This is a genomic window from Pseudomonas monsensis (assembly GCF_014268495.2).
Classification (GTDB): domain Bacteria; phylum Pseudomonadota; class Gammaproteobacteria; order Pseudomonadales; family Pseudomonadaceae; genus Aquipseudomonas; species Aquipseudomonas monsensis.
The window spans coordinates 224,220-239,475 of the sequence record NZ_CP077087.1; the positions used below are offsets into that span (position 1 = coordinate 224,220).

At 58.1% G+C, this 15,256-nt stretch carries 13 protein-coding genes; 6 read left to right on the top strand and 7 right to left on the bottom strand.

Translation table 11 applies throughout. The features are described 5' to 3' along the window. Nucleotides 1-4 precede the first annotated feature (4 nt). Genes yidC through rpmH form a run of 4 tightly spaced genes read right to left on the bottom strand, consistent with a single transcriptional unit; the run spans nt 5 to nt 2,480 of the window. Complete coding sequence (yidC, locus tag HV782_RS01005; RefSeq protein WP_123470098.1) at nt 5-1,687, bottom strand: membrane protein insertase YidC; 1,683 nt, start codon at nt 1,685-1,687, stop codon at nt 5-7. A 2-nt stretch (nt 1,688-1,689) separates the two neighbouring features. Then, nucleotides 1,690-1,935: a membrane protein insertion efficiency factor YidD gene (gene yidD, locus HV782_RS01010; protein WP_010565858.1), complete on the bottom strand. Its 246-nt coding sequence runs from the start codon at nt 1,933-1,935 to the stop codon at nt 1,690-1,692. Further along, nucleotides 1,928-2,329, bottom strand: coding sequence for a ribonuclease P protein component (rnpA, locus tag HV782_RS01015; RefSeq protein ID WP_011336726.1), 402 nt, complete (start codon nt 2,327-2,329; stop codon nt 1,928-1,930). The genes yidD and rnpA overlap by 8 nt, the downstream gene beginning before the upstream one ends. Before the next feature lie 16 nt (nt 2,330-2,345). Continuing rightward, complete coding sequence (gene rpmH, locus HV782_RS01020) at nt 2,346-2,480, bottom strand: 50S ribosomal protein L34 (protein WP_003213577.1); 135 nt, start codon at nt 2,478-2,480, stop codon at nt 2,346-2,348. A 566-nt stretch (nt 2,481-3,046) separates the two neighbouring features. On the opposite strand from rpmH, the gene dnaA reads away from it, so the two are divergent. The 5 genes from dnaA (at nt 3,047) to ltrA (ending at nt 11,157) form a co-directional block, all read left to right on the top strand. Then, nucleotides 3,047-4,570: a chromosomal replication initiator protein DnaA gene (dnaA, locus tag HV782_RS01025; RefSeq protein ID WP_186743775.1), complete on the top strand. Its 1,524-nt coding sequence runs from the start codon at nt 3,047-3,049 to the stop codon at nt 4,568-4,570. 39 nt (nt 4,571-4,609) lie between these two features. Further along, nucleotides 4,610-5,713 (top strand): DNA polymerase III subunit beta, encoded by a 1,104-nt coding sequence (gene dnaN / locus HV782_RS01030; RefSeq protein ID WP_016772390.1) that lies wholly within the window; start codon nt 4,610-4,612, stop codon nt 5,711-5,713. Between the two features lie 14 nt (nt 5,714-5,727). After that, nucleotides 5,728-6,831 (top strand): DNA replication/repair protein RecF, encoded by a 1,104-nt coding sequence (recF, locus tag HV782_RS01035; RefSeq protein WP_186743773.1) that lies wholly within the window; start codon nt 5,728-5,730, stop codon nt 6,829-6,831. 5 nt (nt 6,832-6,836) lie between these two features. Then, entirely contained in the window at nt 6,837-9,254 is a 2,418-nt protein-coding gene (gene gyrB, locus HV782_RS01040) for a DNA topoisomerase (ATP-hydrolyzing) subunit B (protein WP_007960764.1), read from the top strand. Between the two features lie 481 nt (nt 9,255-9,735). Further along, nucleotides 9,736-11,157, top strand: coding sequence for a group II intron reverse transcriptase/maturase (gene ltrA / locus HV782_RS01045; RefSeq protein WP_186748782.1), 1,422 nt, complete (start codon nt 9,736-9,738; stop codon nt 11,155-11,157). Between the two features lie 107 nt (nt 11,158-11,264). Here the strand turns inward: ltrA and HV782_RS01050 are convergent, their stop codons facing one another. Next, nucleotides 11,265-11,984, bottom strand: coding sequence for a response regulator transcription factor (locus tag HV782_RS01050; RefSeq protein ID WP_123470106.1), 720 nt, complete (start codon nt 11,982-11,984; stop codon nt 11,265-11,267). 169 nt (nt 11,985-12,153) lie between these two features. Here HV782_RS01050 and HV782_RS01055 point away from each other — a divergent pair, with 169 nt between their 5' ends. Next, nucleotides 12,154-13,686 (top strand): sensor histidine kinase, encoded by a 1,533-nt coding sequence (locus HV782_RS01055; protein ID WP_186746939.1) that lies wholly within the window; start codon nt 12,154-12,156, stop codon nt 13,684-13,686. Between the two features lie 166 nt (nt 13,687-13,852). On the opposite strand, the gene HV782_RS01060 is transcribed toward HV782_RS01055, so the two are convergent. Both HV782_RS01060 and gmhB read right to left on the bottom strand, forming a co-directional pair. Next, nucleotides 13,853-14,632 (bottom strand): lysophospholipid acyltransferase family protein, encoded by a 780-nt coding sequence (locus HV782_RS01060; protein ID WP_186746941.1) that lies wholly within the window; start codon nt 14,630-14,632, stop codon nt 13,853-13,855. A gap of 82 nt (nt 14,633-14,714) precedes the next feature. After that, on the bottom strand, nt 14,715-15,254 hold the full coding sequence (gene gmhB, locus HV782_RS01065) for a D-glycero-beta-D-manno-heptose 1,7-bisphosphate 7-phosphatase (protein ID WP_177490547.1): 540 nt from the start codon (nt 15,252-15,254) through the stop codon (nt 14,715-14,717). Between the last annotated feature and the right edge of the window lie 2 nt (nt 15,255-15,256).

The window sequence follows — 15,256 nt, forward strand, 5'->3', positions numbered from 1 at the left end:
CAAGTTACGCCTCGGCTTTTTTCGTCGCCGCTTCGATCTTACGCGTGATGTACCACTGTTGTGCAATCGACAGGCAGTTGTTCACAACCCAGTACAGCACCAGACCTGCAGGGAACCACAGGAAGAAGAAGGTGAAGATGATTGGCATCATTTTCATGACCTTCGCCTGCATCGGATCCGGCGGAGTCGGGTTCAGCTGCTGCTGGATGAACATGGTTGCACCCATGATGATCGGCAGAATGAAGAACGGATCCTTGATCGACAGGTCAGTGATCCACAGCATGAACGGCGCCTGGCGCATTTCCACGCTTTCCAGCAGAACCCAGTACAGCGAAAGGAAAACCGGCATCTGCACGAGGATCGGCAAGCAGCCGCCCAGTGGATTGATCTTCTCTTTCTTGTACAGCTCCATCATGGCTTGCGACATTTTCTGCCGGTCATCGCCATGTTGCTCTTTCAGAGCCGCCAGTTTCGGCGCAACGGCACGCATGCGCGCCATCGACTTGTAGCTGGCAGCCGACAGAGGGAAGAACAGACCCTTGATCAGCATGGTCAGGAAGATGATCGACCAGCCCCAGTTACCGACAATGGCGTGGATGTGTTGCAGCAGCCAGAAGATTGGCTGGGCAATGAACCACAGAATGCCGTAGTCGACGGTCAGTTCCAGACCTGGGGACAACTCTTTCAACACCGCCTGGCTTTTCGGACCGGCGTACAGCACAGCGCTGGTTTCAACTTTGGCACCCGGAGCAGCGGTCAGCGTAGGACCGGTGTAACCGATGATGTAGTTGCCTTTGCTGTCTTTACGGGTCTGGACGATGTTGTTTTCGCCCTTGGCCGGAATCCAGGCTGTCACGAAGTAATGTTGCAGCCAGGCGACCCAGCCACCGGTGACGGTTTCTTTCAGCTGCGCCTTGTCCATGTCCTTCATGGACACTTTCTTGTACGGCTCCGAACTTGTCCACAGTGCAGCGCCCAGGTAAGTCGCGGTGCCAGTAGCGGTTGTGGACGAAGGATCAGCGCTGTTATCGCGCTTCAGCTGGGCAAACATTGCGCCGCTCCAGGGCTGTGCGCTCTGGTTATCCACAATGTAGGAAACGGCTACGTCATACAGGCCGCGTTTCAAGGTGAAACGCTTGATGTAGTTGACGCCGTCCTTGCTGAATTTCAGGTCGACGACCAGTTGGTCCTGACCGTCAGCCAGTTGATAAGTCTTCTTCTCCGAGGAGTAAACCGGACGACCGGCAGGATTTGCATCCGGGCCGTTGGTACCGATCAGACCGCTTTGTGCCAGATAAACACGTTCGCCGCCGTTATCGAACAGCTGGAACGGCACATCAGGACGATCCTGACGACGTGGATACAGAGGCAAGGTCAGTTGAGCAACGTCACCACCCTGTGGATCGATCGCCAGATCGAGCACGTCGGTTTTGATCTGGATCAGATCCTTGCTGGCGGCTACCGGAGTTTCGGCAGGTGCGCTGGTATCGCTAGCGGCGCGCGGAATGTCGTCACTGGCGGCAGTGTTATTGCCAGTGGCGGTGTCCGGCAAACCGGATGTAGTCGTACTGGAAGCAACATTCTGAGTCGGCAGGGCAGCCTGGCCATAGTCCTGGTTCCATTTAAGAACCATAACGTAGGACACGATTGCCAGGGCGACGATCAGGATCGTGCGTTTGATATCCATGATTACTCGGCCATCGAAGAAGAACGGGAGGTAGGGATAGGTGGAACCGGGTCATAACCACCGGGATTCCACGGATGACAGCGACCTAAACGACGAAAGGTCAGCCAGCCACCGCGCAGAAGGCCATGATTTTCGATGGCTTCTAACGCGTAGCAGGAACAACTGGGGTAGAAACGACAGTGGTCGGCCATCAGGGGACTAATGGCGTAGCGGTAAAACTGGATCGGAACGAGGGCCAGTTTACGCATCTGGACTGTCTACCCCTACAGTTTCGGTTTTGACTGCCGGAACCGGCTTGTTACGAGCCAGACGCTTCCAGAGTTTGCCGAAATGCTGAATCAATTCGGGGTTTTCTACATCACCCAAACCTTTGCGCGCGACGATAACGATGTCCCAGCCAACCAGTGAATCCTGGTGCAGACGGAACGATTCGCGCATCAGACGTTTGAGGCGATTGCGCTCAACGGAGAGCTTTACGCTCTTTTTCCCGATAACCAGCCCAAGACGGGGGTGATCAAGATCGTTGTTGCGTGCAAGGAGCAGGAGATTTTTCCCCGGAACCTTGCCGGTAGGGGAGTCAAAGACTGCCTTGAAATGCCGGGGAGTAAGCAAACGCTTTTCCCGACTGAAGTCCTGACTCACCTCCAGTGCCGGATTATCAAACTGCCAGACGCGCACGACCTTTGGCGCGACGACGCGACAGGACGGCACGACCGTTCTTGGTAGCCATGCGAGCACGGAAACCGTGGGTACGAGCGCGTTTGATAGTGCTTGGTTGGAAAGTACGTTTCATGTCGTGTTACCTGGTTCGTCCACAACGGGCCGGAATGGCCCCCGTTTTAAGAGACCGGGGATTCTAGAGAAAGCAAGCCTTCAGGTCAATTTCCAACCAACGTTTCCTTATAAATAGATCTCCGGAGCGTTTCTTCGGGAACGCGTGTTCGCCATACATAAAAATAAAGAAGGGAATTATTTAAAGCTTTTCTGTAAAGCTTATAAAAGCTAGACCCGCCTCCTTCTGTGGATAAGTGCCATAAGCCCTTGTACGACGTGATGTACAGAGAATGACAACTACAGTGGAAAACCGTGTTCAGCCTGTGCTGCGCTGTCGGATAACCTGTGTGTGGAAAGGGCTGTTATCCACAGGCAGGTTATCCACCGAGTTTCGCCCCCAGTTGTCCAGTGCCCTCAGAGGCGGTTATCCACAGAGCTTATTCACACACCGTTGGTCGCCTTTTTAGTGGTTAACGCATTGATAAATCATGATCGGCAGGCCACCTGCATGTGGATAAGTGGACGGCTCGCCGCTACAATGGCCGCTTGTTTTTGCCTCACCGGCTTTCAACTTAGGGGATATCCGTGTCAGTGGAACTTTGGCAGCAGTGCGTGGAGCTTTTGCGCGATGAGCTGCCTGCCCAACAATTCAACACCTGGATCCGTCCACTACAGGTCGAAGCCGAAGGCGACGAGTTGCGCGTCTACGCACCGAACCGTTTCGTGCTGGACTGGGTCAACGAAAAGTACCTCGGCCGTGTCCTTGAACTGCTGGATGAGCATGGCAATGGCATGGCGCCCGCGCTTTCCTTATTAATAGGCAGCAAGCGCAGCTCGGCACCCCGGGCCGCGCCGAATGCACCATTGGCCGCCGCGCAGGTTTCCCAGGCGCAGGCGAATGCCGCTCCGGTCAGCGCGCCAGCCCCTGCACCCGCCCCAGCTGCGGCCAAGCGCTCCACGCAGAAAAGCGCCGAAGTCAGTGAAGAGCCGTCCCGCGACAGCTTCGATCCGATGGCCGGTGCCGCGTCGCAGCAGGCTCCGGTTCGCGCCGAACAGCGCACCGTGCAGGTCGAAGGCGCGCTCAAGCACACCAGTTACCTGAACCGCACCTTTACCTTCGAAAACTTCGTCGAAGGTAAATCCAACCAGCTCGCCCGCGCAGCGGCCTGGCAGGTGGCGGATAACCCGAAGCACGGCTACAACCCGCTGTTCCTTTATGGTGGCGTCGGCCTGGGTAAAACCCACTTGATGCACGCGGTGGGTAACCATCTATTAAAGAAGAACCCGAATGCCAAGGTTGTGTACCTGCATTCGGAGCGCTTCGTGGCCGACATGGTCAAGGCGCTGCAACTGAACGCGATCAACGAGTTCAAGCGTTTCTACCGTTCGGTGGATGCTTTGCTGATCGACGATATTCAGTTCTTCGCTCGCAAAGAGCGCTCGCAGGAAGAGTTTTTCCACACCTTCAACGCGCTGCTTGAAGGTGGCCAGCAGGTCATTCTCACCAGTGACCGCTACCCGAAAGAAATCGAAGGCCTTGAAGAGCGCCTCAAATCCCGCTTCGGCTGGGGCCTGACCGTTGCTGTCGAGCCGCCTGAGCTGGAAACCCGTGTCGCGATCTTGATGAAGAAAGCCGACCAGGCCAAAGTCGAGTTGCCGCACGATGCCGCGTTCTTCATTGCCCAGCGCATTCGCTCCAACGTCCGTGAGCTGGAAGGCGCGCTGAAACGCGTGATTGCCCACTCGCACTTCATGGGTCGTGACATCACCATCGAGCTGATTCGCGAATCCCTGAAAGACCTGTTGGCGTTGCAGGACAAACTGGTCTCTGTGGATAACATTCAGCGCACTGTCGCCGAATACTACAAGATCAAGATCTCCGACCTGCTGTCCAAGCGCCGTTCGCGCTCGGTGGCTCGTCCGCGTCAGGTGGCCATGGCATTGTCCAAGGAACTGACCAACCACAGCCTGCCGGAAATCGGCGATGTGTTTGGCGGCCGCGACCACACGACCGTGTTGCACGCCTGCCGCAAGATCAACGAACTTAAGGAATCCGACGCGGACATCCGCGAGGACTACAAGAACCTGCTGCGTACACTGACCACTTGATGAACACCAGCGCAGCTTATTAAGGCAAGGGACTAGACCATGCATTTCACCATTCAACGCGAAGCCCTGTTGAAACCCCTGCAACTGGTCGCAGGCGTCGTCGAGCGCCGACAGACCTTGCCGGTACTCTCCAACGTGCTGCTGGTTGTCGAAGGCCAGCAACTGTCGCTGACCGGTACCGACCTGGAAGTCGAGCTGGTCGGTCGTGTGCAACTTGAAGAGCCGGCTGAAACAGGCTCCATCACCGTGCCTGCGCGCAAGCTGATGGACATCTGCAAAAGCCTGCCCAACGATGCGCTGATCGACATCAAGGTCGACGAGCAGAAGCTGGTGGTGAAGGCCGGTCGTAGCCGCTTCACCCTGTCGACCCTGCCCGCCAACGACTTCCCGACCGTTGAAGAAGGTCCGGGCTCGCTGACCTGCAGCCTGGAGCAGAGCAAACTGCGTCGTCTGATCGAACGCACCAGCTTCGCCATGGCCCAGCAGGACGTGCGTTATTACCTCAACGGCATGTTGCTGGAAGTTTCGGCGGGTGTGATTCGCGCCGTGGCCACCGACGGTCACCGTCTGGCGATGTGCTCGATGCAGGCCGATATCGGTCAGCCGGATCGCCACCAGGTGATCGTGCCGCGCAAAGGTATTCTCGAACTGGCCCGTCTGCTTACCGAGCCTGATGGCAATGTCAGCATCGTGCTCGGCCAGCACCACATCCGCGCCACCACCGGTGAGTTCACCTTCACTTCGAAACTGGTTGACGGCAAATTCCCGGACTACGAGCGTGTACTGCCCAAAGGTGGCGACAAGCTGGTACTGGGCGATCGTCAGGCCCTGCGTGAAGCGTTCAGCCGTACTGCGATTCTGTCCAACGAGAAGTACCGTGGCATCCGTTTGCAACTGGCCAGCGGTCAGTTGAAGATCCAGGCCAACAACCCGGAGCAGGAAGAAGCGGAAGAAGAAGTGGGCGTTGAATACAACGGCGGCTCGCTGGAAATCGGCTTCAACGTGAGCTACTTGCTCGACGTGCTGGGCGTGATGACCACTGAGCAGGTTCGCTTGATCCTGTCCGACTCCAACAGCAGTGCGCTGGTGCAAGAGTCCGACAATGACGACTCGGCTTACGTTGTCATGCCGATGCGTCTGTAATCAGCTGATTCTGGATGTCCTTAAGTCGTGTTTCGGTCACCGCGGTGCGCAATCTGCACCCGGTGACCTTCTCCCCCTCCCCCCGCATCAACATTCTTTACGGCGCCAACGGCAGCGGCAAAACCAGTGTTCTGGAAGCCATTCACCTGCTGGGGCTTGCCCGTTCGTTTCGTAGCACGCGGCTGTTGCCGGTCATTCAGTACGAACAACTCGCCTGCACCGTCTTCGGTCAGGTCGAGCTGGCCGAGGGTGGTCACAGCGCGTTGGGGATCTCCCGTGACCGTCAGGGTGAGTTCCAGATCCGCATCGACGGGCAGAACGCCCGTAGCGCTGCGCAACTGGCCGAGATCCTGCCGCTGCAGTTGATCAACCCCGACAGCTTCCGCCTGCTCGAAGGGGCGCCGAAGATTCGCCGGCAGTTTCTCGATTGGGGTGTGTTCCACGTCGAGCCGCGATTCATGGCCACTTGGCAACGTTTGCAGAAGGCCTTGCGCCAGAGAAACTCCTGGCTGCGGCATGGTACACTTGACGCCGTTTCGCAAGCGGTTTGGGACAGGGAACTGTGCCAGGCCAGCGCTGAAATCGATGAATACCGCCGCGCTTACATCAAAGCCTTGAAACCAGTCTTTGAACAGACCTTGAGCGAACTGGTTGAGCTTGAAGGTTTGACGCTCAGCTATTACCGAGGCTGGGACAAGGACCGGGAATTGAGTGCCGTACTGGCTGGCTCCCTGCAACGGGATCAGCAAATGGGTCATACCCAGGCCGGCCCGCAACGCGCTGACTTGCGTCTTAGATTGGGCGCACACAACGCCGCGGACATCTTGTCCCGGGGTCAGCAGAAGCTGGTGGTCTGTGCCTTGCGGATTGCCCAGGGGCATCTGGTGAGCCAGGCCCGACGCGGGCAGTGTATTTATCTGGTGGATGACTTGCCGTCCGAGCTGGACGAGGCCCACCGTCGCGCGCTGTGCCGCTTGCTGGAAGACTTACGCTGCCAGGTGTTCATCACCTGTGTAGATCACGAATTATTGAGGGAAGGCTGGCAGACGGAAACGCCAGTCGCTCTGTTCCACGTGGAACAGGGCCGTATCACCCAGACCCACGACCATCGGGAGTGAAGGCATTGAGCGAAGAAAATACGTACGACTCAACGAGCATTAAAGTGCTGAAAGGCCTGGATGCCGTACGCAAACGTCCCGGTATGTACATTGGTGACACCGACGATGGCAGCGGTCTGCACCACATGGTGTTCGAGGTGGTCGACAACTCGATCGACGAAGCCCTCGCCGGCCATTGCGACGACATCAGCATCATCATCCACCCGGATGAGTCCATCACCGTTAAAGACAACGGCCGTGGCATCCCGGTAGACGTGCACAAAGAGGAAGGCGTTTCCGCCGCCGAGGTCATCATGACCGTCCTCCACGCCGGCGGTAAGTTCGACGACAACTCCTACAAGGTATCCGGCGGTCTGCACGGTGTAGGCGTATCGGTAGTGAACGCCCTGTCCGAAGAGCTGGTACTGACTGTTCGCCGCAGCGGCAAGATCTGGGAACAGACCTATGTCCACGGCGTGCCTCAGGCACCGATGGCCATCGTTGGCGACAGCGAAACCACCGGCACCCAGATCCACTTCAAGGCTTCCAGCGAAACCTTCAAGAACATTCACTTCAGCTGGGACATCCTGGCCAAGCGCATTCGTGAACTGTCCTTCCTCAACTCCGGTGTCGGCATCGTCCTCAAGGACGAACGCAGCGGCAAGGAAGAGCTGTTCAAGTACGAAGGCGGCCTGCGTGCGTTCGTTGAATATCTGAACACCAACAAGACTGCGGTCAACCAGGTGTTCCACTTCAACATCCAGCGTGAAGACGGTATCGGCGTGGAAATCGCCCTGCAGTGGAACGACAGCTTCAACGAGAACCTGTTGTGCTTCACCAACAACATTCCGCAGCGCGACGGCGGCACCCACCTGGTGGGTTTCCGTTCGGCCCTGACGCGTAACCTGAACAACTACATCGAGCAGGAAGGTCTGGCGAAGAAGCACAAAGTCGCCACCACCGGTGACGATGCCCGTGAAGGCCTGACCGCGATTATCTCGGTGAAGGTGCCTGATCCGAAGTTCAGCTCGCAGACCAAAGACAAACTGGTGTCTTCCGAAGTGAAGACTGCGGTCGAGCAGGAGATGGGCAAGTACTTCTCCGACTTCCTTCTGGAAAACCCGAACGAAGCCAAGCTGGTTGTCGGCAAGATGATCGACGCGGCCCGTGCCCGTGAAGCAGCGCGCAAGGCCCGTGAGATGACCCGCCGCAAAGGTGCGCTGGACATCGCCGGCCTGCCGGGCAAGCTCGCTGACTGCCAGGAAAAAGACCCGGCACTCTCCGAACTGTACCTCGTGGAAGGTGACTCCGCGGGCGGCTCTGCCAAGCAGGGACGTAACCGCAAGACCCAGGCGATCCTGCCGTTGAAGGGCAAGATCCTCAACGTCGAGAAAGCACGCTTCGACAAGATGATCTCGTCCCAGGAAGTGGGCACGCTGATCACCGCGCTGGGCTGCGGCATCGGTCGCGAAGAGTACAACATCGACAAACTGCGTTATCACAACATCATCATCATGACCGATGCTGACGTCGACGGTTCGCACATCCGTACCCTGCTGCTGACCTTCTTCTTCCGTCAGTTGCCGGAGTTGATCGAGCGTGGCTACATCTACATCGCCCAGCCGCCGCTGTACAAGGTCAAGAAAGGCAAGCAAGAGCAATACATCAAAGACGACGACGCCATGGAAGAGTACATGACGCAGTCGGCCCTGGAAGATGCGAGCCTGCACCTGAACGAAGAAGCCCCGGGCATTTCCGGTGAAGCGCTGGAGCGTCTGGTTAACGACTTCCGCATGGTGATGAAGACCCTCAAGCGTCTGTCGCGCCTGTACCCGCAGGAGCTGACCGAGCACTTCATCTACCTGCCGGCTGTCAGCCTGGAAATGCTTGGCGACCACGCCAAGATGCAAGACTGGCTGGCCCAGTACGAAGTCCGTCTGCGCACCGTCGAGAAGTCGGGCCTGGTCTACAAGGCCAGCCTGCGTGAAGACCGTGAACGTGGTGTGTGGCTGCCAGAGGTCGAACTGATCTCCCACGGCCTGTCGAACTACGTCACCTTCAACCGCGACTTCTTCGGCAGCAACGACTACAAGACCGTCGTCACCCTCGGCGCTCAACTGAGCACCCTGCTTGACGAGGGCGCGTACATCCAGCGTGGCGAACGCAAGAAAGCGGTCACCGAGTTCAAGGAAGCCCTTGACTGGCTGATGGCCGAAAGCACCAAGCGCCACACCATCCAGCGATACAAAGGTCTGGGCGAAATGAACCCGGATCAGCTGTGGGAAACCACCATGGACCCAAGCGTGCGCCGCATGCTGAAAGTCACCATCGAAGACGCCATCGGCGCAGACCAGATCTTCAACACCCTGATGGGTGATGCGGTCGAACCTCGCCGTGACTTCATCGAGAGCAATGCTCTGGCGGTATCCAACCTGGACTTCTGATTCCGGTCGGCGTCAAACAAAAGGCCAACGCAGATGCGTTGGCCTTTTTATTGGGTGCGCCAGGCATGGCGCGTTGCGCGCAAGCGCAACCAGCTTGGCTGTGGTGGCCATGCTGGTGACTTGGAGGTGAAAGTCCTCTACACACCCGGCAAGGGGAAGTGTTAGCCAGAGGCAAGGGTGTCGCGGGCGACCGCGAATCTGAAGGAAGCCCGAGGCAAAATGCTGGCCTGACGAACAGGAAGCGGATAGAGGCGGCGCAGCGGGGTAAGACGGCCCAAATCGTCAAAGCCCAATACTTGCACGGAACGCTGTGACGTAAATCCGACAGGCATAAGCAGGAAGGTCGCGCGAATTACCCTGGGAGATCTGCACGTTTGCCACTGTGCTACCGAGCGTCGAGAGGCGACGGGATGAACGTGCAGAAGTCAGCCGAAGCCGTAGTAAGTGACGAGTAACTCCGTCACCAAGGGCCGAACAGGTTATGCCGTCAGTAGGCGTCAGAGTCTCGTTGAGTACCGAAATGCAGAAATTTCTCCCAGAGAAGACTGTCACTCCGAGTCCCGGACAGAATCCGAGGATGACGGCTGACAGCGCACAGGTATCACCGGCGGCTGTGACGTGGACGAACGCGGAGCCGGACACGCTGATGGGGCGGGTGCTTGCACCCGCCAACCTCAAGCGTGCGTATCAACGCGTAGTCAGCAACAAGGGCGCACCGGGTGCCGATGGCATGACGGTCGACCAATTGGCAGGCTACGTGAAACAGTATTGGCCGATCCTCAAAGCTCGGCTGCTGGCCGGCGAGTATCACCCGCAAAGTGTACGCGCCGTCGACATCCCCAAATCCAAAGGCGGAACACGGCAGTTGGGTATTCCCTGCGTCGTGGATCGCCTGATCCAGCAGGCTTTGCTGCAACAGCTCACGCCGACCTTCGATCCGTTGTTTTCGGACTACAGCTACGGCTTTCGTCCGGGCAGAAGCGCCCATCACGCCATCGAAACAGCCCGTGACCATGTGGCGGCGGGACACCGTTGGTGCGTGGAGCTTGATCTGGAGAAGTTCTTTGATCGGGTCAACCACGATGTGTTGATGGCCCATGTTGCGCGTCAGATCGAAGACAAGCGGGTGCTCAGGCTCATTCGCCGTTACCTCGAGGCCGGCATGATGGCGGGCGGGATCGTCAGCCGACGGCAGGAAGGGACGCCGCAAGGCGGCCCGCTCTCGCCGTTGCTGTCGAACATCTTGCTCAACGAACTCGACCGCGAACTGGAACGACGGGGCCATCGCTTCGTACGCTATGCCGACGATGCGAACATTTATGTGCGCAGTCATCGTGCAGGCGAACGGGTCATGGCCAGTGTTGAGCGCTTCCTGACTCAGGGCCTGAAGCTGACACTGAATCGGGAAAAGAGCCGTGTGGCACGGCCTTGGGCCTGTGATTACTTGGGTTATGGGATGAGCTGGCATCAACAGCCGAAGCTGAGGGTCGCGAGCATAAGCCTGCACCGCCTGCGCGACCGACTCCGGGAACTCTTGCGTCGGATACGGGCCCGCTCAATGAGATATATCGTTGAGCAAATGACTCCCGTGCTGCGTGGTTGGGCTGGCTACTTCAAGCTGAGTCAGAGCAAGCGGCCACTTGAGGAGCTGGATGGCTGGGTGCGTCACAAACTTCGTTGCGTCATATGGCGTCAATGGAAGCGGCCCTCTACGAGGGCGCGCAACCTGATACGTTTGGGCCTCGACGAGGCGCGGGCGTGGAAATCGGCGGTCAATGGCCGAGGCCCATGGTGGAACTCGGGAGCGTCACATATGAATCAGGCGCTACCGAAGAAGCTATGGGATCGACTCGGGCTGGTCTCAATACTGGATACGATAAACCGGCTTAATCGCATAACCTGAACCGCCGTATACGGAACCGTACGTACGGTGGTGTGAGAGGACGGCGGTTGTGAAACCGCCTCCTACTCGATCAGAGTAAAAGATCGCAGCCCTGTAGGCGCTGCCTCCTATTCGGACCCCGCCGCCACACTCTCCAACCGATACCCATACCCATAAATCGTCAGCAACTGCCACCCGCGATCCGCCGTCAGTCCCAGCTTGTTGCGCAGCCGATAGATATGCGTATCCAGTGGCCGAGACGACGCCATCTCTTCATGTGGCCAAAACCGTTCATACAGATAATCCCGTGATAACGGCCGGCCAAGATTGCTGAACAGGCAGCGGGCCAGGCGATACTCGCGCTCGGTCATGACGATCGGTTTGCCCTCGCGGGTGACGGTCAGTTCGGCATCATCAAAGGTCAGGTCATTGAAGCTCAGCACTTCCGTTGCAGCCGTGCGCTGCTGGCTGTGCCGGCGCAGTACTGCGGCCACCCGTGCTTTCAACTCATTGGGTCTGAACGGTTTACTGACGTAATCGTCAGCACCGGCATTCAGTGCCTGGACGATATCGCTCTCGCCATCGCGACTGGTGAGCATGATCGCCGCCGGCGGGGCTTCCATGTGTTCGCGGGTCCAGCGCAGCAGGGCCAGTCCGGTGAGGTCGGGCAGTTGCCAGTCGAGGATAAGCAGGTCGAAGGTTTCCCGGCGCAGTTGGCGCAGCAAGTCTTCCCCGCGCTCGAAACTGTGCAGTGACCAGGGCTGCTCGCCGGCGCTGGCCATTTGCTGCAGGGTTTGCTCGACCCGGCGCAGTTCGGCCGGTTCATCGTCCAGTATCGCAACGCGCATACGCGGTGATTCCTTGATGCTTGGGCTGTTGGCCGTGAACCATAGTCGCTCGGCCGATGCCATGAAAGTAAGCGGCCCGCCGTTGGTCGACGTCCGCTATGATTCTTCGGGTCTACGTCTCAGACCTGTGCCCCATGAAACCATTCACACTGCCCTGCTCTTTTTGTCCATGACCAGCCCGCGCCGGCGTGAAAGCCGTGAACCCAGTCAAGTGCAGCGCCTGTTTCGCCAACTGGTGCGTGAGTGGTTGTGGATAAGTCTAGTGCTGTTACCGCTGACTGCGCTGTTGTCGTATCGGGCACAGGTCAACCTGCATGACACCTCGCCGGGTATGGGCGCTTTGCTATCCGTAGGCCTCGTGGCGGGTGTGCTTGGATTGCTGTTGTGGCGACCGCGCTGGGCGCTCTGGATAACGCTGGTTGGCATGGCGGGTGTGTTGATAACCAGCGCGGGCCTGGCTGAAATCCGCCATTGGTGGTCACCGACGCCTGCGGTGCTGGGCATGCTGTTTGGTTATCTGATCTGGAACTGGCGGCGTCTGAGCGTGGTGCTGACCTATTTCGGATGGGAATTGGCGAGGCTGGACAGTGAGCCGAAAGTGTTCCCTGAACGCCGCCGCACACAATTCACCGGGGCTGATCACTTGCAGGGCCAGATCATGGCGCTTGAGCAAGCCATGAGCCGCACCCGCGACACACGGCGTTTTATCGCCGATGGCCTGGAGTATCTGCCGGTGGCGACCCTGATCAGCGATCCCAAAGGGCAGATCCTTTTGGGCAATCGCAAGGCGCGGAGCCTGTTTGGTAACAATCTGGTGGGCGACGATGTGCTCGGTCAACTGGCACTGCTTGGCTATCCCGAGTTATCCACAGAGCCACGCCCCTCGTTGTCCTCCCTGCCCCTGCTGGAATTTCGCGATCACAAGGAACGTAGCCTGCGTCTGGAGCGCGCCGCGTTGCTGCCCGTCGACGGGGACACGCCGATCGGCTGGTTGTTGAGCCTGACCGACCTCAGTGCCGAGCGCGCCGCCGAGGAACAACGCGGGGTTCTGCTGCGCTTCTTGTCTCATGACCTGCGTGCGCCGCATTCGGCGATCCTCGCTCTGCTCGATGTGCATCGTCATCAGGCGGGCGCAGACTCGCCATTGTTCGAGCAGATCGAGCGCCAGGTACACCGCGCGCTGGATCTGACCGATGGTTTCGTGCTGCTGGCACGCGCCGAGTCCGAGTCCTATCACTTTCAGCCGAGTCTGTTCGCCATGCTGGTGCTGGATGTACTGGATCAAGCATTGCCCATCGCCCAGCAGAAACGCATCGAGCTGCTGCATGACATGGATGAGCCATCCCAGGAGCGGCTGATCATGGCCGATCAGGCCCTGCTGACCCGGGCCTTATTCAACCTGCTGGAAAATGCGATCAAGTACAGTCCCGCCGACACCACCATTCAATTGCGCGTCAGTTGCCACGCACAATGGTTGCGCTGCGAATTGACGGATCAGGGCAAAGGCATCGCCGCCGAGGAGTTGCCTGATCTGTTCAGCCAGTACCGGCGGTTTTCCTCTGCGCAAGGCATTGATGGCGTCGGCCTGGGTTTGTCGATGGTCAAAGCTGTGGTCGACCATCATGGCGGCCGGATCGACTGTCAAAGCGTCGTCGATCAAGGCACAACCTTTCTGCTTGAGCTGCCGCTTATCCACGAATGACAGGCACAAAAAAACCGGCTATATCAGCCGGTTTTTTTACATCCAAAAAAAACTTATGCACGTTTTTCGATGTTTTATTAGCTTGAGAAATATGTATATAAATCAATTACTTGATTTCAATATTCTGGCTTTTTCAACAAAACCGTACACAGGTTATCCACAAAATTCAGACAGCCACCTGATCGCTTCCGGCCGAGGCCTGTGGCGCCGGTGGCAGCGAGCCCATGTCCCGTTGCGCCTGTTCGTTCCAGGCTTGCACCCGGTCGTTCAGATCGGCAATGGCGCGCGGGCCAGTGCCTTCTGCATACATCGGCTCGCCGATGACCACGGTGATCACGCCGGACATCTTCCCCCAGCCGATTTTCGGCCAGAATTTGCCGGCATTGTGTGCAATCGGCAGCACCGGAAGCGCCGCATTGACGGCCAGTGCGCTACCACTGCGGGAGAACTTGCCGACAGTGCCGTAGGGCACGCGGGTCCCTTCCGGGAAGATCAGCACCCAAACGTTGTCCTTGAGCAACTCGTCACCCTTCGCCGCCACTTGCTTGAGCGCGGCTTTCGGGTTGTCGCGATCAATCGCGATCGGTCGCAGCATGGCCATGGCCCAGCCGAAGAACGGCACGTACAGCAGTTCGCGTTTGAGCACCTGGCTCAACGGCGAGAAATAAGCGGAGAGAAAGAACGTCTCCCAGGTGCTCTGGTGGTTCGACTGAATCACGCAGGGCCGCTCAGGCACGTTTTCCGCGCCTTTGATTTCGTAACGGATCCCGAGAAACACCTTGGTCAACCACAAGGCGCAGCGACACCAGTACACGTTGATAAAACGATAACGCGCCTTGAATGGCAAAAACGGCGCGATAAAAAAACTCAAGCTGCACCACAGCAGGGAGGTGGTGCCCAGCAGCAGGTAAAAGAGAAAAATTCTGATGGCCCGCAGTATCGACATAGTGACGTTTACCGTTACGGGGCAATGCCCGAGTGTTCAAGCGCACTCCCGATCAATCCCTGGTCAGGAATTCAGAAGTACTCTAGTTGTGGATAAGTTCTGCGGCAATCGCCGCCAGATCGTCAAAAATCAGAGTGCCAACCGGCAGGGTTTTGCCCTGAGTCTTTGCGCCTTTTCCGGTCTTTACCAAAACTGGCTGTGAATCGACGGCTTTGGCGGCCTCCAGGTCACCAAGGCTGTCGCCGACGAACCAGACATTGGCCAGCTCGACGTTGTAATGCGCCGCGATGGTTTTCAACATTCCCGGTTTCGGCTTGCGGCAATCGCAACCTTCGTCCGGCCCATGCGGGCAATACACGATCAAACCGACTTCACCGCCCTGCTCCGCCACGAGCGTACGCAGGCGCGCGTGCATGGCGTCGAGGGTGGTGAGGTCGTAGTAGCCGCGAGCAATGCCCGACTGGTTGGTGGCCACCGCCACCGTCCAGCCGGCCTTGCTCAACTGCGCAATCGCCTCGATCGAGCCGGGCAGCGGAATCCACTCCTCTACCGACTTGATGTAAGCGTCGGAGTCGTAATTGATCACTCCGTCCCGATCGAGAATCAGCAGTTTCAACAGCAGTC

Bases quoted from the DNA above. Each gene is read 5' to 3' on its own strand.
- rpmH (WP_003213577.1), bottom strand. From the start codon at position 2,480: ATGAAACGTACTTTCCAACCAAGCACTATCAAACGCGCTCGTACCCAC.
- ltrA (WP_186748782.1), top strand. From the start codon at position 9,736: ATGCCGTCAGTAGGCGTCAGAGTCTCGTTGAGTACCGAAATGCAGAAA.
- recF (WP_186743773.1), top strand. From the start codon at position 5,728: ATGTCCTTAAGTCGTGTTTCGGTCACCGCGGTGCGCAATCTGCACCCG.
- HV782_RS01050 (WP_123470106.1), bottom strand. From the start codon at position 11,984: ATGCGCGTTGCGATACTGGACGATGAACCGGCCGAACTGCGCCGGGTC.
- yidD (WP_010565858.1), bottom strand. From the start codon at position 1,935: ATGCGTAAACTGGCCCTCGTTCCGATCCAGTTTTACCGCTACGCCATT.
- yidC (WP_123470098.1), bottom strand. From the start codon at position 1,687: ATGGATATCAAACGCACGATCCTGATCGTCGCCCTGGCAATCGTGTCC.
- HV782_RS01060 (WP_186746941.1), bottom strand. From the start codon at position 14,632: ATGTCGATACTGCGGGCCATCAGAATTTTTCTCTTTTACCTGCTGCTG.
- HV782_RS01055 (WP_186746939.1), top strand. From the start codon at position 12,154: ATGACCAGCCCGCGCCGGCGTGAAAGCCGTGAACCCAGTCAAGTGCAG.
- dnaN (WP_016772390.1), top strand. From the start codon at position 4,610: ATGCATTTCACCATTCAACGCGAAGCCCTGTTGAAACCCCTGCAACTG.